The following is a 21,159-nucleotide window of genomic DNA, read 5'->3' as shown; positions in this document are numbered from 1 at the left end:
CAGTGTTACTCCTTTACAATGATGGTGGCGAAATAGCCGGTTCCCTCCGGGGGATGGCGAAGATCCTCACAGACCTCCTCGGTGGGCAGGCCGCAGTCCCGCACCAAAGCGCTCTTTTCAGTGAGGCCATGGGCTTCCAGGGCTTCCAGCACCTGGGGAATCCTCCGGCCGGATTTCATCAGCACCTTGGTCCCCGGCAGCTCCAGGGTTTCCTCCAGGGGACCGCCCCCGGCGGGAACGATGTGCAGCGGGCTGTTCATCTCCGTCAGGCTCACACCCAGACGGGCCGCCACAGCGCAGAAACTGGGCACACCGGGAATCATCACCGTCTCGTACCCTTCCCCCCGGAGTATCTCCATCAGATAGCTGTAGGTGGCGTAGATGGACACATCCCCCAGGTTGAGCATCGCCACATCCTCCCCCCGGTCCAGCTCCTCCCGGACTGCCTGGGCCGCTTCCAGATGGGCCTGTCTTTGCTGCTGACGGTCACGGGCCATGGAAAAGTAAAGGGGAAGAATCTTTTTCCCTGTCAGGTCCACCGCCCGGGAGGCAATATCCAGGGCCAGGGTCTCTCCACTGTGGGTCTGGGGGGCGGCGATGACCCGGCAGGCCTCCAGCACCCGCACCGCTTTCAGGGTGAGCAGTTCCGGGTCTCCGGGACCAATACCCACGCCGTAAAAAACTCCCCGCTTTACCGTCTGTTCCGCCATTGCTCCATGATCTCCTTTGCTTTTTGTGTCTCTCCCAGTTTACCATACTCATTGGAAAACAGTACAGCCCCCACGGCATATTTTTTCGCCGCCCGCCGTTCCAGATGATCCTGGATAGCAGCCAGAAGGCTTTCCAAAACCGGTTCCAGCAGTCCCGCCTGCCGCAAAAGCTCCACACACCGGTCAGAGGTGGGAGCTTCCAACAGCGCCCGGCACAGCTCCTGCCCCCCGCCCATGATGGCGGCGTGGGCGCAGAACAGCTCAGTGCGGCAGTCCGCTGCCCGGGAATGGGTGTTCATGATCCCCCCGGCCAGCTTCACCAGCTTGCCTGCGTGGCCCACCAGCAGCACCTGCTCAAAGCCGGTCAGTCCGCACCGGTCCAGGGCCTCTCCGATATAGTTGGAGCACTTGACCACCGGAATTCCCGTCTTCCCCGGCAGGCCCTCCCGCCTGAGAAAATCCAGACCGTAATTGCCGGGGGTGAGGATGACCCGTCGGCTGCCTGCCTCAAAGGCCTGCCGCAGCTCCAAAGCAGTGGTCTCCACCAAAGCCTGGACGCTCATGGGTTCCACGATACCGGTGGTGCCCAGGATGGAAATGCCCCCCACAATACCCAACTGGGGGTTAAAGGTGCGCTTTGCGATCTCCTCCCCCTCGGGCACCGAAATGACCACATCCACGCCGGTCTCCTCCCCCAGCTCCGCCAGCACTTCCCTCACCTGGCGGCGGATCATCTCCCGGGGAACCCGGTTGATGGCGGCAGCTCCTACCGGCTGGTCCAGCCCCGGACGGGTGACACGACCCACACCCCGGCCTCCATCAATGTGGATGGTCCCGGAGCTGTTCCGGGAAACCTGGGCGAAGATCAGAGCTCCATGGGTGGCGTCTATGTCGTCTCCCCCGTCTTTTCGCACAGCGCAGCAGGCAAAGCCCTGCCCCAAAGAGGGCTGTTCCGCCGCTGCTTCCACCGCCACGCCGCCGGGGGTGGTCAGATGCAGCGTCTGGGGAAATACCCCGGTAAAAAGCAGCCGGACTGCCCCGCCTGCCGCCAGCGCCGCGCAGGTACCGGTGGTATAGCCGCACCGCAGCCGTTTACCGTCAGCGATCACATACCGTTCCAGGGCCATGGCCCCACCTCCTTTCACTGGTGATAGCAACTGATAAACTGGTTTGTTACTCATTTAGCCGTCAAAGGGGAAAGTCCCCGAAAGGGCCGGTCCGGATTTGAAAGGCTGTTTTACTCCCTGATCCATCAAAGGTCATTTTGCTTCCTGATGGCCGCACTTTTTGCAAATGCCGTATTTTCTGGAAAAAGGATTGATGTTTACACCGTATTCATGGCACACCGGACATTTGGCGTACTTGAGCATCATCCAAAGGGCAATGAAAACCAATCCCACTGTGAGGACCCGAAAGGCCATGGACAACTGAAAAACCACGCAGCCGATCCCAAGCAGACAGGTAAAGATCCCAAAGAAAAACGCAAACGCTCTCATCCAATCTCCTCCGTCAAGGATGTTCCTTATTCTTCTCCTTCCAGCAGCATCCGGGCCCGGTTTGCATAAAGGCGCTGCACTTCCTCCAGCTCCCCCAGGCCCTGCAAGCGGCAGTCCACCGAAAATCCCGCCTGTGTGAGACGGCTTTTCCAACTTTCCGGCTCCTCCCCGGCCATATCGTTGAGGGCATGGTCCCCGGCTACCAGCATCAGGGGGGCAGCGGTGACTTTCTGATAACCACCCGCTTTCAGCACCGGCAGCAGCTCTTCCAGAGAGGGCCAGCCCTCCACCGTTCCCACCAGCAGATCGGGGCGGCCTTTCATGTTCAGCACCGTTTGCAGGGCAGGATAGGCCATGTTGGCTGGATGATGGGTGCCATGGCCCATCAGCACCACTGCCCGGCCCGGCTGACGGGGATAGATCCGGTCCAGCAGCTCCCCCATCTCCAAAAGGGTATCGGTATCCGCCAGGAGAGGACGGCCCAATGTCAGCCGCTCAAACCGGGGCCGCCATTTCTCCACCGTCTGGCGGATGCGGTCATATTCATAGCCGTACAACAGGTGGGTGGGCTGCACCCCACCATGGGTGATGCCTTCCGCCGCCATCTGTTCCAGTGCCCCCTCCAGGTCCTGCACCATCGTCCCCCGCTCCGCCAGAATCCGGCGAATAGTGGGGCTGGTGTAGGCCCGGTAAAAGACCGCCTGAGGACAAGCGGCGGCAATGGCCTGTTCCACCGGCTCAATCTGCCGAAGCCGGGCCTCCTCCACCGAGGTGCCGAAGCTGACAGCCAGGATTCCTTCTTTCATCTATTCCACTCCTTTTTCAGTTCCTCTATCGTCCGGGGCAAGGGGGTCATTCCCAGCAGCCGCCCCACCTCCATCAGTACCGGCTGGGCAAGGCCGCACCGGCTGAGCAGCTCCGCGTCCCCGAACACTTCCTCCGGCGTTCCGTCCCGTTCCAGGCGTCCCCCATGGAACACCAGCACCCGTCCGGCCCAGCGCCAGGCAAAGTCCAGATCATGGGTGGCTACCATCAGGGCCATTCCCTGGCTGGACAGCCGCTCCAGATTCTCCTCCAGCAGCCGGGCGTTCCCCGGGTCCAGGCTGGAAGCCGGTTCATCCAGCAGAAGCAGCCGTGGCTCCATAGCCAAAGCGTCCGCCAGGGTCACCCGCTTTTTCTCGCCGCCGGAAAGATACTGGGGGGCCCGCGAGCGGAAATCCTCCAGTGAAAAAGCCGCAAGAGCCCGGTCCACCCGCTGTGCCGTCTCCTCTCTGGAAAGGCGGAGATTCATGGGGCCGAAGCTCACTTCCTCCTCCACTGTCCCCGCCAGCAGCTGGGCGTCCGGGTCCTGGAACACCAACCCCACCCCCTGACGAAGCTGGGTCAGGCTCCGGCGGTCCCGTCCCACCGGCTGTCCCTGCCAATAAATCTTCCCGGAGGTAGGTGCGAGGACCCCATTGCAGCAGAGAAGAAAGGTGGATTTTCCCGCGCCGTTTTCCCCCACCAGAGCGATCTTCTCCCCGGCGGAAACGGTGACGGAAAGGGCCTCCAAAGCCGGAGCGCCGTGGTCATAAGAATAGGAAACCTGTTCCAGACGCAGCAGTTCCTCCATTTTCTTCACCTCCAACTGAAAACCATCAGGGCAAGTCCTGTCAGCATCAGCCCCAGCCCCCACACCAAGTCTCTGCCCCGCAGAGGCAGGGGGCGCTCCAAAAATTCCAGCCTGCCGTCATAGCATCTGCTTTCCATGGCGTCAAAATACTGCCGGGTCCGGTGGAGGCTGCGAAAGAGAAGGCCCCCCCACACCTTTCCTGTAGTACGCACCCCCTGGGGAAAGGCGGCGTAACCCAACCGGCTGGCGGCGGCATCCTCCATGGTGCGATGCAGTTCCAGCAGCAAAAAGAGATAGCGGTAAATGAGGGTCATCAGCTGGAGCAGCACCTCCGGCATCCGCAGCCGCCGCAGCAGGCTCACCAGCCGGGAGAGGGGGGTAGTCAGCGCCAGCAGATAAAGACAGCTGAGGGCTCCCACCGAACGGGCGGTGACCAGAGCGGCCCGGGTTTGAGCTTCCGCTGCCACTGTCAAAAATCCTCCCCCAAACGGCACCGACAGCATCCCCGTGGGAGCGGTACTGTAGCCCCACAGCAGAGCGAGGCCGCTGAGGAGAAGAAAGCTGAGGGGCAAGGACAGCAGGGAAAGGTATTCCCCCAAGGGCACTCCAGCCCCCAAGATGGTAAAGACCGCTGCCATCAGTCCCAACAGCAGCGCAGCCGCCGGATGACGGATATTCAGCGCCATCACCAGCAGCAGGCAGCAAACCAGGGCTTTCCAGCCGGTGGAAGCCTGTCCCAGCGCAGAACGGTGAGCCAGCTGATCGATCACTACCGGGCCGTGGCTATGGTGCCGGGAAAGAAGGGCCAAAACCAGCCCCCCCGCCGCCGACAGCAGCGCCAGAGGAAGAAAGGGAATCCGTCCCGCCAACAGGGAGAACAGGGCCAGGGCCGTCAAAATTCCGGTTATCATCCTACTTCTCTCCTTTCTGTGGGGAATTCCTTTGCAGATGAGCGCACCTCAAAAATTGGACACGCTTCCTGGATGTATTGGGTATACCTTGGGTACGAACCTTGTTGCTGCGGAAGTCAGGTTCGACATTCCAGATTTCCAACCTCTGTGGGCACGTTTTTTGCGGCCTCAGCCACTTTTCTCCCTACGCTTTGAAAACAAGGACAGTCCCTTGTTTCCAGTCACACCCGGGACCACCCCGGCCGGGAAAATCCTCCTGACCGGGGCGGCATCATTTTACAGCACCATAAAATCATCAGCGCCAGAGACAAATTGCGTTCCGGCAGTTTCCAAAGGACTTTTTCAGTCCTTCTTCAAGGGGGTGTGCGCATCATCCTTTTTATACTTCTTCCGGGCCACCAGATAGCCGAAGGCGAAGGAAATGATCCCCACGCCGATTCCCGTCTGGACACAGAAGATCAGGCTCTCGATCTCCCCCGGCAGTTCCCCGCCCAGGGCGGTTTCCAGCACCGGGGTAAACCATGGCTCATAAGGCTGACCCGTCACCTGCTCCACCATCTGGCTTCCGGCGTCATCGCTGCCGCCGAACTCCGCTCCCGGGGCCAGAACAAAGGGAACCAGAATCAGCAGCGCCACCACCGCCAGCAAAACAAGGGTCAGTTTCAAATTTTTACTCATGTCAGGCTCCCTCCCGGATAAATCCAATCTCACGCAGCTCCGGCTGGGCATAGCTTTCCATGCCCATGATGATGAGAACAGTCAAAATTCCTTCGATAACCGCCAAAGGCAGTTGAGTGGGAGCGAATACCCCCAAAAAGGAGACTGCACTGGCAGCCACGCCTCCCTCCGGAGAGGGATAAGCCAAAGCCAGCTGCAAACTGGTGACGCAGTAGGTCAGCAGATCCCCCAGGAAGGCCGCCAGAAAGACTGAAACCTTACGGTTTACCCCACCTTTGCGGCAAAGCTGCCACACAGCCCAGGACACCACCGGCCCGGCTACAGCCATACTGAAGGTATTTGCCCCCAGGGTGGTCAGCCCGCCATGAGCCAGCAGCAGCGCCTGGAACAGCAGCACAATCAGCCCCAGCACTGTGGCATGGAGAGGCCCGAAAAGGATTGCCGCCAGACCGGTACCGGTCATATGACTGCAGCTGCCGGTGACCGAAGGGATCTTCAGGGAAGAAATGACGAAAATGAAGGCTCCCGCCATGGCCAGCAGCAGCATACCACGAGGCTGACGGGCCGCCGTCCGGCGGATGGCCAATACCCCGCCCACCACAAAGGGCAGGCACAACGCTCCCCACAAAACACAGGCGCTCCCCGGCAGGTAGCCCTCCATAATATGCATCGCCCAGGCGGTCTGTGGTACGGCCAGAACACCGGAAAGCAAGGCGGAGAGGCGCAGTAAAGACATTTCCCATTTGCTCATAAAAAACTCCTCCTTCTTTTTGACCGGACCTGCCGGGAAAGGAGGCGCGCAAAACCGCTCTGTCCGCCCCAGCCGTCTGACCCTTTTCCCCGGGAGAAAAAGAAAAAGCCTTTTCCATCCACCGAGGAAAAGGCAGCACAGCGGCACGCCGGACCTGGTCCCGCTCCGCTTCAGCATCCGTCCGGCGTTTTGTCCGTCCCCGTCCGGATTTTCTGCCCCTTTCCGGCAGTATCCATCATCAGGCAGGTCTTCCGGCTCAGAGGTCCACGCCCCGGCGCGCCTTCCCATGCCGTACCGCACAGTGACATTCATGCGCCGGAACTCCCCCTTTACGGCGGCGGTCCCGCGCGGGCTTTTCACCCGCTTCCCTATTCTCCCGGCCAGCCTGCGGCCCCGGGCACCTGACGATATTTTGCACACCTATTTTACCATAAATTACAGACGCTGTACAGAGGGAAAAGCGCCTTCCAGTTTGTGGTCAATCTGTCCTTGACAACGGACGGAACACCGTTGTACTATAAAATTGTATTTTCATCACGATGCAGTATTCTTTGCCGCAGCCATATCAACTGGAGGGAATGAAATGAAAGGGTTTTTTCGGCCTGTCGCTGTCGTTATCGCGCTGATGATGCTGTGGACCCAATCGGGCTGCAGCCAGTCCAACGTTCCTGCCTCAGTACCGGACAATCCGTCTTCCTCCAGTCTTCCTGTGGGGCTTTCCCTGCCCTCTGTGGAGCACATCCCCTGGGACAGCACGATTCTGGAGCGCGACATTGTTCAGCAGCGGCTGCTCCAGCAGGGGCTCAGTATTCCCGAGGGCGCCTATCCTCTCCTGGCCGGCGGCGTCGTTCTTCCAAACCAGCAGGAGGATCATACCATGCGCATCAGCGCGGTGGTTTATCCATGTACCTCCCTTTCCGGGGAATCTGCCGGCGCTGACAGGCTGCTGCTGCTTTACGGCCTGATCACTTCCACCAATGGGGAGCAGGACACTGCGGAGCGGGTGGCGCTGTTTTCCTACCAGGAGGAAAATATAGGCTTGGGTAATTACAGTGCCGGAGAAATCCAGTTTTCCTCTGACTGGCGCAGCGGCATCCTGCTGCGAAGCGAAAACAGCGAGAAATGTCTCGCCGCCTCCCCCCGCACCGGCGATCTGCTGCTGTTGGAAGGGCTGCCGGAAGACCAGACCTTCTTTCTGTGGGATATTCTTCCGGCTTTTTCCGGATGGCAGCTCCTTCTGTCAGAGCCGGAGGATGGACAGCAATATCACTGTGCCCTCTACCAGGAAGAAAGCCATACAATTCTGCCTCTGGAATCAGTACCGGAGGGTCTGCCGGAACCTCAGGCCGTGGGACGGCAGATGCTGGCTTTGTTCACTTCCACAGGCGGACTATCTGTTTACGATCTGGGCAGCAGTACACCTGAGATCCCGGTAGGGCTTTCCTCTTTGTCCGACCCTGAAGGAGAGCGCTCTCCCTGGTTTCTTTCTCCCGCTGTGGGCGACTCTCAGCGGACAGGCGGCTTTGCTGTCTTCTTCTGCTGGCTCACCCAGGAAGAACGGGAAAGCTTCCCCTGGATCGTACCCTCCGGTCTTACCTGGCAGGTGGCTTGGCTGGATGGAGAAACCGGCGTCATCCATCAGGCGGATACCGGCCTGACTGTCCGGGGCGGACAGCTCACCCTGTCCCCCGAGGATGATGTCATCCGGCTAAGCAATGGTGTTCTCACCTTTGATTATTATGGTCCCATGGCGGGTATGGGGGACCTGCGGGAATATGAAATGGATTTGCAGGCCGAAAGCCCTTCCCCCGCGATCATTGACCCAGAGCGTTACAGTCTGGATTTTTACGATGATGAAGAAGCCCTCCAGCAACTGGAGGAAATGGGGTATACCTCCTCGCTGCTGGAAATCTGTCAGCGTAACCGCTGTATTCTGGAACAGCTGCTGTATCCTGAGGTTACTGAAATTGTACAGGAAAATAAAGAAGGCACCCGGCTTTATCTGTCCAACATCAGCAGGATTCCGGATTCCAACCTGTCCCTGGCGGTAGTGGATAATCCCTCCAACGGGCAGCTTTACGGCGTTCTTCCAACACTGTATTATGGCCGCCAGGAGTCTTTGGGGCTGCTGGAAGATGATGTGCTGTTTGCCTCCTCTCAATCCGGCACATCCTTTTACCGTCTGTCCACACCTCCCGAGGAATATGCCGAGGCTGATCGTTCCCGGCTGACTGTACCGGAGGATGAAGTAACCAGATTCCTCTGTGCTTTCCCGGACGCGGCCCGCCAGCATCTGGTGGAGATCTACTATACCACTCCGCCCGGTGTGGTTTACAGCCGGGACAATCACGACAGTGACCACTATTATCACATTGCTCTCTACGACCTGGAAGGGAATCTCCAGAACAGCTTCCAAACGGTGGTTCCTCTCTCCTACGGCGGAGATCACGGATCGGTATCTATCCCTCAAAACATTGCTGTTTCTGCAGATGGACGGCTTTCCTTTACATTGGAGGCTGACAGCGGGGATGGACAGCTGTTGTACTGGTTCGTGGAGCTTAGCGAAGAAGAATGACCCTATCCTTTCAGGAGGAAAAGCGTATAGACATGATAAAAGAGGCTTGGAAACTTTGCAGAAAGTTTCCAAGCCTCTTTTTGACCCTCTTAACAAACCGATCCGTTATCCGATCTCGTTGCCATGGGTAATCTTTTGCTTATCACGGCTGCAGCAGCCGGCAAATCATCTCCGCGGTATTGGTCATATCCTTGATGGATAACTGTTCCTCGGTGGTGTGAACCTTTTCCATACCCACGCCGATGTTGACGGCGGTAATGCCGTGGCGGTTATAAATATTGGCGTCACTGCCTCCTCCGCTTCCTACAGTTTTGGGTTCCAGGCCCACCTCTCTGGCAGCCTGGAAAAGCCACTGGACCAGCGGCTCTTCCTCACTGAGGCTGAAGCCCAAATAACTGGTGGTCACCTCTGTTTCCAACTGGGCGCCAAACTTCCGGCACGCCTCTTCAAAACAATCCACCAAATGCTTCGTCTGCGCCTCCAGCTTTTCCTCACTGCGGCTGCGTACCTCCAGTACCAGACGGGCAGTGGCATTGACGATATTGGTGGGGCCTTCCGCCATAAAGGTGCCGATATTGCAGGTGGTTTCCTCATCCACCCGGAGGAGATTCATGGCCGCCACGCCATGGGCCGCTGCCTGAATCGCGCTGATTCCTTTCTCCGGGGAGGAACCTGCATGGGCTTTTTTACCATGAATGACCGCCACGATCTTGTTTTGACCGGGAGCCCTGGTGATAATGTCTCCGCCGGTGCCTCCTGTATCCAGCACCACCGCCTTTTTGGCGTGGATACGGCTGTAATCCAGATTTTTAGCTCCCACCAGTCCGCTTTCCTCCCGGACCGTAATGACTGCCTCCACCGTCCGGTGTGTAGTGGCCGATACAGCCTTCATAGCTTCCATAATGGCACAGACACCTGCTTTGTCATCTCCGCCCAGAACGGTGGAACCGTCGCTGCGGATATAGCCGTCCTCACAGACCCTGGGACGCACGCCTTTGCCTGGAATTACAGTATCCATATGAGCACTGAGCATGAGGGGCTCCAGGGACGGATCGCCGGGCAGGGTGGCATATATGTTGCTGCCTGTGGTCTGAGCAGCCTCATGAACGTCATCCGTGGTGACGACGCATCCCAACGCTCTGAAGTCCTCCTCCAGACGCCGGGCCATTTCCCCTTCATCTCCCGTCTCACTGTCGATCTGCACATAACGAAGCAGCCGCTCCACCAGCGCTTCACGGTCAATTTTGCTCATAGGGTGATCCTCCTTTATCATTTATCAGCGGGACCGGATCATTCCGGCTGCCAGCTTCTATTGTAACGCCAAACAGCTCCTTTGCCAATACACCGAAAATACAAAAGCATCCATCGGCGCCTTCATACTCTGTACAAGCATTTTTCTTTTAAAAACACAGCCATACAAAATATCCCCCCGCCTGGCAGACGGAGGGATACATCAGCAAAAATATATCAGTGGAAAAAGACCAAACCCAGTACAGCGCTGATCAGAATCACTTTCGGGATGCTCAGTTTAAAACGCAGCAGCAGAAAAAGATCCAGCAGCGCAATTCCAATGGCAGGCAAACTGACGGCAGATTCCACTACATAGTTGGTCATGCTCAAAGAGATCATAACGCCCACGATCAGTCCCACACAGATGGGACGCACACCTACCATGATCTGCCCCATGCGGCGGCTGGTCTTGAACTTTTCAAAGAATACCGCAGCCACCAAGCACAGGGTAAGGGTGGGCATCAGCACGCCCAAATTTGCCGCGATGGCTCCGGGGATCCCCGCCGCCTTGATTCCTGCGAAGGTGGCGCAGTTGAGCCCCAACGGGCCAGGGGTCATTTCGGCAATTGCCACAATATCCGACACCTCGCTGGCGGTCATCCAGCCGTGTGAGAGCACCTCGCTGGTAATCAGCGGGATCATGGAAAGGCCTCCAAAGCTGGTAAAGCCTATCTTGGTAAAACTCCAAATCAATTCAAGCAGTACCATTCTTTTTCAGCTCCTTCCGCTCATAATATTCGCTGATGAGCAGGCCGCACACCACGCCGATGACAACCAGTGTCACACAGCTCATGTTCACCGCCAGGTACAGTATCACCGCCATAATGGTCAGCGCATAGCAAAGGGGATAACGGAAAGCGCTCTTGAGCAGGCTGACAGCCGCACTGGCAATAATGGGAACGATGGCAGCCCGAACCCCCACCATAGCGCTCATGACCCAAGGGTTGTCCTGGACCAGGCTGTAAAAATAAGTAATCACCGTCAAAATAAGCAGCGGCGGCAGAATCATGCCAATCAGGCAAGCCAGCCCACAAACGACGCCGCCTACATGATAACCGTACAGCATGGCTACATTGCCGATCATGGTTCCCGGCAGGCTGCGCCCTACACTGGTGATATCCAATAATTCCTCAGAGGTCATGGTTTTTTCATTTTCCACATAAAGCTTCTGCATTTGGGCGATGATGCTCCATCCGCCTCCAAAGGTAAAACAGCCAAACTTGAAAAACTGTCCAAACAAAATCAACGCTTTTTTCCAATTGCTCAATTTTCTCCCCTCCCTGCATATTATTTATTTTACACCTTCAACCTTATGTAAGGTCAATAGCTTTTTGCGATGCTCATGAGCCGAAGATCATTCTCACCGTGAGAGGGCATGGACATTTTTCCTGAGCGGGCCTGCTCACCTTCCTGTTTTTGGCTTTGGCGGTCTGAGGCTTCTATTACTCCACCGGCAGCCAGATCTGGCGGTACCGGGTGTAATCATCCCGCTTGTTCATGGATAAAAAAGTTCTGGCCACAGGGTCACCCGTCACCTGTATCCCCTCTCTCTCCACAAACTCCCGCAGGTGGGCAAGGTATTTGTCACAGCTGGCATTCTCTCTGGAGATACGCACTACAGTGTACAAACAGGAGCATGGCGGAAAATAGCGCACCAATTCGCTTTCCCGTACCCCCAGGGCAGCCGCGTCCTCCTCCATCATTCCCAACGCCGAGAAGCTGCGGTCACGGCCTTCCGTCAATGCCTCCCATTCATTGCGCTGGGAAGGAAAGGTGAAGGGAGCCATGGACACCCAGCGCTGAAAATCGCCATAGGATTCCGGCTTGAGCATCAGCTCATCCCCCTTCATAAACTCAAACCGGTACAGGCCCGGTCTTGTGTCCCGACGGATCTGCCACAGCTCTTCCGGCAAGCGCTCAATGATGGCGGAAGTTTTGTTCAGATAATCCAGCATTCGCCTCTTCCGGGCGATCTCCTCCGCCAGCTGCTGACTGCGGCGGGTATAGCCGTCCACGATCTGATCAATATCATCTGTATTGATCAGGCTCTCGGTTTCCTTCAGGGAAAAGCCGTATTTTTGGTAGGCCCGGGCCCGCAGCAACGCTGTAATATCCAAGCGCTCATAATATCGATATCCGCTGCCATTTTCCTCTCTGCGGGATGCCAGGATCCCGTCCCGCTCATACAAACGCAGCCCTTCAGGGGAGATTCCCAGCAGCTTGGCTACCACACCGATCCGATATTTCATTTCTTTTTTCTCCTCCTGTTCCGGCCGGTTGTTACATTGGCTGGATTTGTAGTGAGACTTTCGTCCTTGTATAAGCCGAAGGCGGCCCCCGTATTCCATCAAACGGAAGCCGCCGGACTTGCCCCTCTCTTCAGAAGCTCTTTGTCACAACACAGGCGATAAAGAGCTGTAAAGCCCCAACAGCAGCACGATCAGCACCAAAAACGGCAGCACCCAGGTCAGATACCCCCGAAGCCACGAAGGCATGGCCAAGCCCTTTCCCTGGTTGGCTTCTTTCTGGCAGGCACGAAAGCCCCAGCCCAAACGATGGGTACAAAACAGCAGATAGATCAGCGAACCCAGCGGCAGCAGCACTGTGCTGACTACAAAATCTTCCAGGTCCAGCACCCTTGTCTTTGGTCCCAAAGGACGAAAATCACTCCAAAGATTATATCCCAGCACACAAGGCAGGCTGAGAAGGATGATGAGAGCGCCATTGATCAGACAGGCCTTTGTCCGGCTGATACCGGTCAGGTCCATGGTACAGGAAAGAATATTTTCAAACACCGCAAGGACCGTGGACAGGGCGGCAAAGCTCATAAAGAGGAAAAACAGAGCGCCCCACAATCTGCCTGCCGCCATATTGTTGAACACGTTGGGCAGCGTAATAAAAATCAGCTCCGGCCCGCTGTTGGGGTTGATCCCAAAGGCAAAACAAGCGGGGAAAATGATCAGACCGGCAGTCACCGCCACAAAGGTATCCAGCGCCGCGATGCTCACAGCTTCTCCCATCAGTCGATGGTCACGGTCCAGGTAGCTGCCAAAGATCGCCATAGCGCCAATGCCCAGGCTAAGGGTGAAAAAGGCTTGTTTCATCGCTTCCACCACTGTTCCCAGCAAGCCATCCTCTCCCAGACGTCCCGCATCCGGCAGCAGATAAAAGGCCAGCCCTTCTTCGCCGCCCGGCAGAGTAACGCTCCGCACCGCCAATATCAAAATCAGCAGCAGCAATGCCAGCATCATCCATTTGGAGATGCGCTCCACCCCTTTTTGCAGACCCTGAGCGCAAATGACAAAGCCCAAGACCACCACAAACACCATCCAGGCCGCCATGGGCAATGGTTCCGCCAGCATCTGGTCAAAAGCCGCCTTCACAGCATCCGGGGACAGGCCCTCAAAGTCTCCCGCCGCGAACTTTTGAAAATACGCCAGCATCCAGCCTGCTACAGTGGTATAAAACATCATCAGCACATAATTGCCCAGCATCCCCAGGGGGCTGTACCAATGCCACTTCGTACCGGCCGGCTCCAGCGTTTCAAATTCCCTGATGATGCTCTTTTTGCTGGCGCGGCCCACTGCAAGCTCCATGGTCAAAATGGGCACTCCCACAATCACCAGAAACACCAGATAAAACACAACAAAAATGCCGCCCCCATTTTGTCCCACCACATAGGGAAAGCGCCATACATTTCCAATTCCAATGGCACAGCCTGCGGAAAGGAGCAAAAAGCCCAGCCGGGAGCCAAACCGTTCACGCTCCATCTGTTATCCACCTTCAATCTCAGATTTATAGATAAGAAAAGCTGAAAATTTTTTGAAACTTCATTCAGTATACCAGATCTTTTTGGGTGAGAAAAGCTTTTGTCTCACCTTTCCTTCTCCAGCTCCAGCAGCAGGCTCCGGCATCCTTCCAGAACATCCTCCCAGGTGGCCTGGAAATCTCCTGTGTACCATGGATCGGCAATGGCGCGGGGGTGTTCTGACCAATCCAGCAGCAAGTGGATTTTTCCCTCAGGATCGCCTCCTGTGATACGCAGCATATTCTTGCGGTTCCATTCATCCATCCCTATGAGCAGATCGTAACGATCATAATCCGTCTTGGTCATCTGTACCGCCCGATGAGGCACCACCGGCACCCCCATCCTCCGCAGCTGAGCCACTGTGCCATGGTGGACACCGTTGCCCAATTCCTCGGTGCTGGTAGCGGCAGAGGCAATCTGATATTTTTTCTCCACTCCGCTCTGCCGGACCAGCCAGGTCATTACACTCTCAGCCATGGTGGAACGGCAGATATTGCCATGGCAAACAAACAGTATTTTTGTCATCTCTGATCTATCCCTTCATAAGCTTTTAAGCCGTTGGCATCACTGACTTTTGGACGTTTTCCTTTCACGGCGGCTGCCATGCTGCCCACGCAAATCTGCGGATTTCTACGCAATTTCACCGGCAAATGGTGTAGTAATTGGTGTAGTACCAACTGCGGATTTGATCTGATTTTTCAAGCTGTCACAGCGGAGAACACAAGGATTTTTGCCATCTGTTCGGCTGCCCGGTCAAAGCTGGCGTGGGTGTAGACATTCAGTGTGACCCCCACATCGGAGTGGCCCATCACATACTGCAAGTTCTTGATATCCATACCCGCACTCGCCATGTTAGTGCAAAAGGTATGTCGGAACAACATGGGTTGTCATTCTCTTTTGAATCAAGACAAGAGCATCGGGCCTGCGAAATTTTTGAGGCTTTCCCTCTTCCTGAAAGCCTTCTCTGACAGCCCTTGGACTTTTCGTCTTATTGCTCCGTTTTCTTGGAAAAACCTTCATCAAACACATTTATTGTACCATATGCAGACAGTCTTTTGCATTATAAATTTCAATCACAGTGTATTTGTTCCAGAAATCCATCATATACGGCATACCGGCCGAACCGGGCGCACTCCCCCTTTTTGAAGGCATATGATAAGCTTGAGTTTGGACTGAACAGCAGCCATTATAGCCGCTATTTAAAACTGCGTTGCATCAAAGCACTTTCAATGCGGTAAAACACACGGAAAATGCAGAGGAGCATTTCCCGATAACAGAAATGCTCCCCTGCCGCTTCTTTTTACTTTTTCTTTATCTGCCTCATCTGTGAAAGATCGTTCTGCCTGATCATGGAACCGCCTTTTCCCCCGTATAGGGACAAACCTTCATGCAGATGCCGCATACCGCTCCCCGTCCAATTTTTTGAAAGGCCTGTTTCATATACTGGCTGCAAGCCTGTGGATCTATCAGGGAAATTTCCGGCATACCCCTCTGATATACCACCCCTTTGATGGCATTGGCAGGGCAGGCGGAAACACAGCGGCCACATTTTTCACAAACTCTGTTTTCCAACGGCTGCGGATTCTCCCCCACCAAAGGGCAATCGGTAAACACCGTCCCCAAGCGCACTCTGGGGCCGTACTGCCGATGGAGAAACAATCCGTTGGTACCCATTACTCCCAACGCAGCCAAACAGGCTCCCTGCTTGTGGGGAAACCGCCCATGAAAACCGTGAGGATCCTCCGCAGTTGGAATACTTTGAGACGCCCCCACCGGAATATAGCGCCATCCCTGCTGCTGCAGCAACAGCCCTGTTTCCAGCATACAACGGTCCAGATAGGCGTTAACCGTGCGATAATGATGAAAATAACTGTGGGTAGGCCGGTCTGTGATTTCATCCACCACAGCATCGGATAAGCGGGCTACCAAAGTAATACCATAACCCAGTCCCCCGCTTCCCGGATGGTCGGTCCGGAAAAAGCCCATGTCGGCCAAACCTTGTTTTTCTGCCAGCTGCCGCAGCCGCTGCTGAATCGTCATGACTGTTCCTCCTCTGTTCTGTCGGCAACGCGGTTACGGCGTTTCCACTCTTTGATCTGCTCCAAACGCTCCTTTACCCGGGTTTCAGAACCCTGTGCGGTAGGCTTATAATATTCCCGCCCCAGCAGACTGGGGGGTAAGCAGTCCATCAAGGTCAGCTTGTCCGGCGCGTCGTGAGCGTACTGATATCCCTGCCCATAATGCAGTTCCTTCATCAGTTCCGTGGGGGCGTTGCGGATCTGCAATGGAACCGGCTCCGCAATCATTTTCTGGGCATCCTGCCGGGCTGCTTCATATGCTGTATACAAGGCGTTTGACTTGGGGGCCATGGACAAATAAACCACCGCATGGGTCAGATTGACTGTACATTCAGGCATACCGATAAAATGGCTCGCCTGATAAGCTGCTACAGCGATCTCCAGCGCTCTGCTGTCCGCCAAACCCACATCTTCGCTGGCAAAGCGGATCAATCGCCTTGCCACATACAGGGGATCTTCTCCGGCTTCCAGCATTCTGGCCAGCCAGTAAACCGCTGCGTCAGGATCACTGTTGCGCATGGATTTGTGAAGGGCGGAGATCAGATTATAATGCTCCTCCCCCTTTTTGTCATACAAAAGGGACTTTTTATTGATGCACTGCTCCAGCACCTGCCGGGTCACCCGGATGACACCATTCTCCTGAGGACTGTTGAGGACCACCATTTCCAGTGTATTGAGGGCGGTGCGGGCATCTCCATTGGCAAAGGCAGCCATCAGCTCCAGCGAGCCTTCCTCCAGCTCCACCCGGCGCGTTCCAAAGCCACGGGGATCTTCCAATGCATGGGCCAATAACCGGGTCACATCTTCAGTTGTCAGCGCCTGAAGTACGAACACCTTGCACCGTGACAGCAAAGCCGAGTTGATCTCAAAGGAAGGATTTTCAGTGGTGGCGCCGATGAGAATGATGCTTCCCCGCTCCACAAAAGGAAGAAAGGCATCCTGCTGGGCTTTGTTAAAGCGATGGATCTCGTCCACAAACAGGATGGTCACTTCCCCCAGCTGCCGTCTCTTTTCCGCCTGGGCCATTACCTCTCTGATTTCCTTCACTCCGCTGGTGACTGCGCTGAAGTCCTCAAAGTGTGCCTTTGTGCGCCGGGCAATGATCCTGGCAAGGGTGGTTTTGCCCACCCCAGGCGGTCCCCAGAAAATCATGGAGGAGATCTGATCCCGCTCAATGAGATTCCGCAGTACCTTTCCCTCTCCCAAAAGATGCTCCTGCCCTATAAATTCCGACAGATCCCTGGGGCGTATCCTGCTGGCCAAAGGGGTACCATCCATATTCGGGCGATCAAACAAACTCTGCTGCATCACTTGTTCCCATCTCCTTGAAACTATGTTTCTATCATAGCTTTTTCCATTGGCAGAATCAAGGATGGCGAACATATTTTCTTTACTGCTGCCGAAAAAATCAGGCGGGGATCATGTTTTCAGCTCAAATCCATCATATTCTCTTCCTCCCGTGGGGCTCTGACGACAGTTTTGACCTGTATTCAGATCATCTCCTCGGCCATAGGATGAAACTGTGGTTCCAGCCATTCCAGCAGCTGATAAATTTCCTCTGGCTTCTCTTTCCGCCATCCCAGCAAAACCTCGTCCGCCGACAGGTACCGTATTTCGCATCATTTTTTCGGGGTGGTCAAAGACACCCTCTTCCGCCTCGTTTCAATGCAGCTCATAAAAAGGGAATTGGCTCCTGCCAGCTCTGCCAGTTCTTCCTGGGTCGGCTTTAAAAGTTCCCGCTGTTGTCGGATTGTCTCCTCAAGCTGGATGTTAAGGTCCTTTTTCATCCCATTATTTCTCCTCTCTATTGTGTCAAATGGGCGCTGATGGACACAATTTTACCTGAATGAAAAGCGCAATTTACCCAAGATAATTGATTATTGATCTCTCCAGGTGTATAATTGGTTAAAAAATGTATCATAATAGAAAGAATGGCGGTGGATTATGAGACTTTCTGGCACAACTTCCTCTTTGTTGGACGATTGGGCAAATCAGTTGGGTTTGCTTTATTTGTCCGACCTGAAATATGGCGAACTGTCTCACCATCAGCTGGCGGAAACTTTGAAAGAGATCTCCCCCCAGAGCTATCCCTGCAATCAATGGAATGACGCGGTGGAATATTTCACTCAAAAACCAGTACACTTTTCCTCCTCCTATACAGCAAAAGCCTACCTGTTGGGATATTTGAAATCATAAAATCAATTGTTTAATCTGAGGCCCTCCTTCTATTCAGTAGAAAGAGGGCCTCAAACTATAAAAACCATTTTTTAGGCACACAAAATTCAAAACGATCATCATAAAAATCAAGCCGCGATCCGCGCCCACCGGGGCGAAAAACCGGGGGTATCGCCGCTGGTTTCGTCAGGAACCAAGCGGCGTGTCCTGGGGGACTTGGTCCCCCAGGAAGTGTGCCGAACCCCTTCGGCACACTCAAAGGGATATGCGCCCACTCTCTCGACACACCAAGGCCCCCTTTCCAGCGGATGGAAAGAGGGCCTTTTTCGTACCAAAAGGATTCACTTACTTTTTCAGCGGACCGATCATCTGTTCCGGACGAACAATGCGGTCAAACTCTTCTTCGGACAAAATTTGCAGCTTGACTGCCGCCTGGCGGAGGGTCAGCCCCTCCCGATGGGCGGTTTTGGCAATCTTGGCGGCGTTCTCATAACCGATGTGAGGATTGAGGGCGGTCACCAGCATCAGGCTGTTCTCCAGGTTTTGCCGGATTCGGGGAAGATTGGGCTTGATTCCCTGGGCGCAGTTGACCCGGAAGGATTCCATCGCATCCCCCAGCAGCCGGGCCGACTGGAGGAAATTATAGGCGCACACCGGCATAAAAACGTTCAGCTGGAAATTTCCCTGGCTGGCCGCCATGCCTACCGCTACATCATTGGCCATCACCTGCACGGCCACCATAGTCAGCGCCTCACACTGGGTAGGATTGACCTTGCCGGGCATGATGGAGGACCCCGGTTCATTTTCAGGGATCAACAGCTCCCCGATGCCGCAGCGGGGCCCGCTGGAAAGCCACCGGACATCATTGGCGATCTTCATCAGATCGGCGGCCAGGGCCTTCATAGCCCCATGGGCAAAGGCCATCTGATCCTTGCTGGTGAGCGCGTGGAATTTGTTGGGGGCGGTGACGAACCGTTTTCCTGTCAGCTCCGACAGAATCCGGGCAGACAACTCTCCAAACTCCGCCGGAGCGTTGAGGCCAGTACCCACAGCAGTACCTCCCAAAGCCAGCTGCTGCAGACCTCCCAAACTGGCCCGGAGCATTTCCCTGCACTGGACCAGCATCTGCTGCCAGCCGCTGATCTCCTGTCCCAAAGTCAGCGGAGTGGCATCCTGAAGGTGGGTACGGCCGGTTTTGATAATGTCCCGATAGTCCTCCGACAGCCGGCCAAAGGTTTCCTCCAGGCGGTTGAGGGACGGAAGCAAGTGGTCCTCTATCACTGTCACCGCCGCAATGTGCATGGCTGTAGGATAGGTATCGTTGGAGCTTTGGGACATATTGACATGATCGTTTGGATGGAGCAGCTTCTCCCCCAACAGTTCGTTGCCCCGGTTGGCAATGACCTCATTGACGTTCATATTGGATTGCGTACCGCTGCCGGTCTGCCATACCACCAGAGGAAAATGTTCATCCAGCTTTCCCTGGGAGATCTCATCGCAGACCTGCACAATGGCCTGCATCCGGCGCTCATCCAAACGTCCCAGCTGATGATTGGCAAGAGCGGCCGCCTTTTTCAGCAGGGCAAAGGCGCGGATGATCTCCACCGGCATCCTCTCACCGCCGATTTTGAAGTTCTCAAAGCTCCGTTGGGTCTGTGCTCCCCAGTATCTGTCCGTGGGGACCCGCACCTCGCCCATGGTATCGTGTTCAATTCGATATTCCATCATTGACGCTCTCTTTCTATGTTACTTCCGGAACAGCATCATGTCCGGCTGCCTCTTTCACACTGACTGCCGCCCTGTGTGGGAAGCTCATTGCTATCCTTTGAAAGTGCCGCCCCTAAAGAAGGCCGCTGTTATCTTCTGTTGAGCCCCAGACGCACCGCTTCCTCCGCTACAGCGCCGGCAACCGCGTCAGCGACCCGGGGGTTGAAGGAATCCGGCAGAACATAGTCGGGGCGCAGCTCCTCTTCTGAAACAATGGAAGCGATGGCATGGGCAGCGGCGATTTTCATCGTCTCGGTGATCTCCCGGGCCCGCACAGCCAGAGCGCCCTTGAAAATGCCGGGGAAAACCAGAACATTGTTGATCTGGTTGGGGAAATCGGATCTGCCTGTACCAATGACCGCCGCGCCGCCCTTTTTCGCCTCATCAGGCATGATCTCAGGAACAGGGTTGGCCATGGCAAAAACAATGGGGTCCTTGGCCATGGTGGAGACCATTTCCGCCGTTACCAGACCGGGCTTGGAAACGCCGATAAAAACATCCGCTCCCTTGAGCACTTCCGCCAGGGTTCCCTGACGGTTGTCCTTGTTGGTTTTTTCCGCCATCTCGGCCTGGGCCGGATTCATCCAGTCGGCTCCCCGATAAAGAGCGCCTTTGATATCGCACAGGATAATATCTCCGAATCCCATCTGGAGCAGCAGCTTGCCGATGGAGATTCCGGCTGCGCCGGCGCCATTGATCACAAGGCGAAGCTCTCCCATTTTGCGGCCGGTCACCTTGACGGCGTTGAGCAAGGCAGCCCCCACCACAATGGCGGTACCGTGCTGATCATCATGGAAAACAGGGATGTCACACCGTTTTTTCAGCTCCGCTTCGATCTGGAAGCAGCGGGGGGCGGAAATATCCTCCAGGTTGATGCCGCCAAAGCTCTTGGAAATGAGGAGAATGGTGTTGATGATGGTTTCCGGGTCCTTGGAATCGATGCAGATGGGGAAAGCGTCCACGCCTGCAAAGGTTTTGAACAGCGCGCATTTTCCTTCCATAACCGGCATAGCCGCCTCGGGGCCGATATCCCCCAGACCCAGTACCGCTGTACCGTCGGTGATGACCGCCACCAGATTGCCCCGGCGAGTCAGTTCATAAGAAAGATTGGGATCCTTTTCAATGGCCAGGCAGGGCTCCGCCACACCGGGCGTATAGGCTACCGCCAACTGCGCTTTATCCTTTACCTCGGCCCGGGAAATCACTTCAATTTTTCCCTGCCATTCATAATGTTTTTTCATTGCCAGTTCTTTGTTGTCCATCTGCTCGCACCTGCTTTCTTTTATTTTAAAACGCTCCCTGGTTTTG

General features: G+C 55.6%; 22 protein-coding genes and 1 riboswitch. Of the genes, 2 read left to right on the top strand and 20 right to left on the bottom strand.

Annotated elements, in window-relative coordinates:
* Window positions 1-5 precede the first annotated feature (5 nt).
* From cobI to BQ5383_RS11655, 8 genes are all read right to left on the bottom strand, one after another.
* Window positions 6-710, bottom strand: a complete 705-nt coding sequence (gene cobI, locus BQ5383_RS11690) for a precorrin-2 C(20)-methyltransferase (protein WP_071432185.1) — start codon at window positions 708-710, stop codon at window positions 6-8.
* The gene (gene cbiD, locus BQ5383_RS11685) at window positions 692-1,837 is read right to left on the bottom strand and encodes a cobalt-precorrin-5B (C(1))-methyltransferase CbiD (protein WP_071432183.1); all 1,146 of its coding nucleotides are present in this window, start codon (window positions 1,835-1,837) and stop codon (window positions 692-694) included. The genes cobI and cbiD overlap by 19 nt, the downstream gene beginning before the upstream one ends.
* Window positions 1,838-1,969: 132 nt before the next feature.
* A complete protein-coding gene (locus BQ5383_RS11680) occupies window positions 1,970-2,206 on the bottom strand; it encodes a hypothetical protein (protein WP_071432181.1) in 237 nt (78 codons plus the stop codon).
* Window positions 2,207-2,232: 26 nt separating this feature from the next.
* Window positions 2,233-3,012: a sirohydrochlorin cobaltochelatase gene (locus BQ5383_RS11675; protein WP_071432179.1), complete on the bottom strand. Its 780-nt coding sequence runs from the start codon at window positions 3,010-3,012 to the stop codon at window positions 2,233-2,235.
* Window positions 3,009-3,818, bottom strand: coding sequence for an energy-coupling factor ABC transporter ATP-binding protein (locus tag BQ5383_RS11670; protein WP_071432177.1), 810 nt, complete (start codon window positions 3,816-3,818; stop codon window positions 3,009-3,011). Before BQ5383_RS11670 ends, BQ5383_RS11675 begins: the two co-directional genes overlap by 4 nt.
* Before the next feature lie 5 nt (window positions 3,819-3,823).
* Window positions 3,824-4,729 (bottom strand): cobalt ECF transporter T component CbiQ, encoded by a 906-nt coding sequence (gene cbiQ / locus BQ5383_RS11665; RefSeq protein ID WP_071432175.1) that lies wholly within the window; start codon window positions 4,727-4,729, stop codon window positions 3,824-3,826.
* A 342-nt stretch (window positions 4,730-5,071) separates the two neighbouring features.
* Window positions 5,072-5,407 carry an energy-coupling factor ABC transporter substrate-binding protein gene (locus BQ5383_RS11660; protein ID WP_071432173.1) on the bottom strand — a complete coding sequence of 112 codons (336 nt, stop codon included), beginning with the start codon at window positions 5,405-5,407 and terminating at the stop codon, window positions 5,072-5,074.
* A gap of 1 nt (window position 5,408) precedes the next feature.
* On the bottom strand, window positions 5,409-6,158 hold the full coding sequence (locus BQ5383_RS11655) for an energy-coupling factor ABC transporter permease (RefSeq protein WP_071435047.1): 750 nt from the start codon (window positions 6,156-6,158) through the stop codon (window positions 5,409-5,411).
* Window positions 6,159-6,382: 224 nt separating this feature from the next.
* A riboswitch (cobalamin riboswitch) is annotated at window positions 6,383-6,578 on the bottom strand.
* Between the two features lie 163 nt (window positions 6,579-6,741).
* On the opposite strand from BQ5383_RS11655, the gene BQ5383_RS11650 reads away from it, so the two are divergent.
* Window positions 6,742-8,733: a hypothetical protein gene (locus BQ5383_RS11650; RefSeq protein ID WP_071432171.1), complete on the top strand. Its 1,992-nt coding sequence runs from the start codon at window positions 6,742-6,744 to the stop codon at window positions 8,731-8,733.
* Window positions 8,734-8,875: 142 nt separating this feature from the next.
* On the opposite strand, the gene BQ5383_RS11645 is transcribed toward BQ5383_RS11650, so the two are convergent.
* The 10 genes from BQ5383_RS11645 to BQ5383_RS21145 all read right to left on the bottom strand — a co-directional run bounded on the left by BQ5383_RS11645 (window position 8,876) and on the right by BQ5383_RS21145 (window position 17,696).
* Window positions 8,876-9,985 carry a M20/M25/M40 family metallo-hydrolase gene (locus BQ5383_RS11645; RefSeq protein WP_071432169.1) on the bottom strand — a complete coding sequence of 370 codons (1,110 nt, stop codon included), beginning with the start codon at window positions 9,983-9,985 and terminating at the stop codon, window positions 8,876-8,878.
* Between the two features lie 215 nt (window positions 9,986-10,200).
* Window positions 10,201-10,731, bottom strand: a complete 531-nt coding sequence (locus tag BQ5383_RS11640; RefSeq protein ID WP_071432167.1) for a chromate transporter — start codon at window positions 10,729-10,731, stop codon at window positions 10,201-10,203.
* Window positions 10,718-11,290: a chromate transporter gene (locus BQ5383_RS11635; RefSeq protein ID WP_071432165.1), complete on the bottom strand. Its 573-nt coding sequence runs from the start codon at window positions 11,288-11,290 to the stop codon at window positions 10,718-10,720. The genes BQ5383_RS11640 and BQ5383_RS11635 overlap by 14 nt, the downstream gene beginning before the upstream one ends.
* Window positions 11,291-11,465: 175 nt before the next feature.
* Entirely contained in the window at window positions 11,466-12,272 is an 807-nt protein-coding gene (locus tag BQ5383_RS11630; RefSeq protein WP_071432163.1) for a MerR family transcriptional regulator, read from the bottom strand.
* A gap of 144 nt (window positions 12,273-12,416) precedes the next feature.
* Window positions 12,417-13,793, bottom strand: coding sequence for a sodium-dependent transporter (locus BQ5383_RS11625; RefSeq protein WP_071432161.1), 1,377 nt, complete (start codon window positions 13,791-13,793; stop codon window positions 12,417-12,419).
* Window positions 13,794-13,897: 104 nt separating this feature from the next.
* On the bottom strand, window positions 13,898-14,356 hold the full coding sequence (locus tag BQ5383_RS11620; protein WP_071432159.1) for a low molecular weight protein-tyrosine-phosphatase: 459 nt from the start codon (window positions 14,354-14,356) through the stop codon (window positions 13,898-13,900).
* A 173-nt stretch (window positions 14,357-14,529) separates the two neighbouring features.
* A complete protein-coding gene (locus tag BQ5383_RS11615; protein WP_139193412.1) occupies window positions 14,530-14,712 on the bottom strand; it encodes a tyrosine-type recombinase/integrase in 183 nt (60 codons plus the stop codon).
* Between the two features lie 466 nt (window positions 14,713-15,178).
* Entirely contained in the window at window positions 15,179-15,871 is a 693-nt protein-coding gene (locus tag BQ5383_RS11610) for a 4Fe-4S double cluster binding domain-containing protein (protein ID WP_071432155.1), read from the bottom strand.
* Window positions 15,868-17,217 (bottom strand): replication-associated recombination protein A, encoded by a 1,350-nt coding sequence (locus BQ5383_RS11605; RefSeq protein WP_071432153.1) that lies wholly within the window; start codon window positions 17,215-17,217, stop codon window positions 15,868-15,870. Before BQ5383_RS11605 ends, BQ5383_RS11610 begins: the two co-directional genes overlap by 4 nt.
* A gap of 311 nt (window positions 17,218-17,528) precedes the next feature.
* Window positions 17,529-17,696 (bottom strand): hypothetical protein, encoded by a 168-nt coding sequence (locus tag BQ5383_RS21145; protein ID WP_172724623.1) that lies wholly within the window; start codon window positions 17,694-17,696, stop codon window positions 17,529-17,531.
* A 157-nt stretch (window positions 17,697-17,853) separates the two neighbouring features.
* Here BQ5383_RS21145 and BQ5383_RS11600 point away from each other — a divergent pair, with 157 nt between their 5' ends.
* The gene (locus BQ5383_RS11600; RefSeq protein ID WP_071432151.1) at window positions 17,854-18,105 is read left to right on the top strand and encodes a hypothetical protein; all 252 of its coding nucleotides are present in this window, start codon (window positions 17,854-17,856) and stop codon (window positions 18,103-18,105) included.
* Between the two features lie 324 nt (window positions 18,106-18,429).
* Here BQ5383_RS11600 and fumC read toward each other — a convergent pair whose 3' ends face one another.
* On the bottom strand, window positions 18,430-19,809 hold the full coding sequence (gene fumC / locus BQ5383_RS11595; protein WP_071435045.1) for a class II fumarate hydratase: 1,380 nt from the start codon (window positions 19,807-19,809) through the stop codon (window positions 18,430-18,432).
* A 131-nt stretch (window positions 19,810-19,940) separates the two neighbouring features.
* The gene (locus tag BQ5383_RS11590; protein WP_071435043.1) at window positions 19,941-21,113 is read right to left on the bottom strand and encodes an NAD(P)-dependent malic enzyme; all 1,173 of its coding nucleotides are present in this window, start codon (window positions 21,111-21,113) and stop codon (window positions 19,941-19,943) included.
* Window positions 21,114-21,159: the final 46 nt, after the last annotated feature.

This window comes from Angelakisella massiliensis, from assembly GCF_900104675.1.
Lineage (GTDB): Bacteria > Bacillota > Clostridia > Oscillospirales > Ruminococcaceae > Angelakisella > Angelakisella massiliensis.
This window is presented reverse-complemented; position numbering and strand designations above follow the sequence as displayed.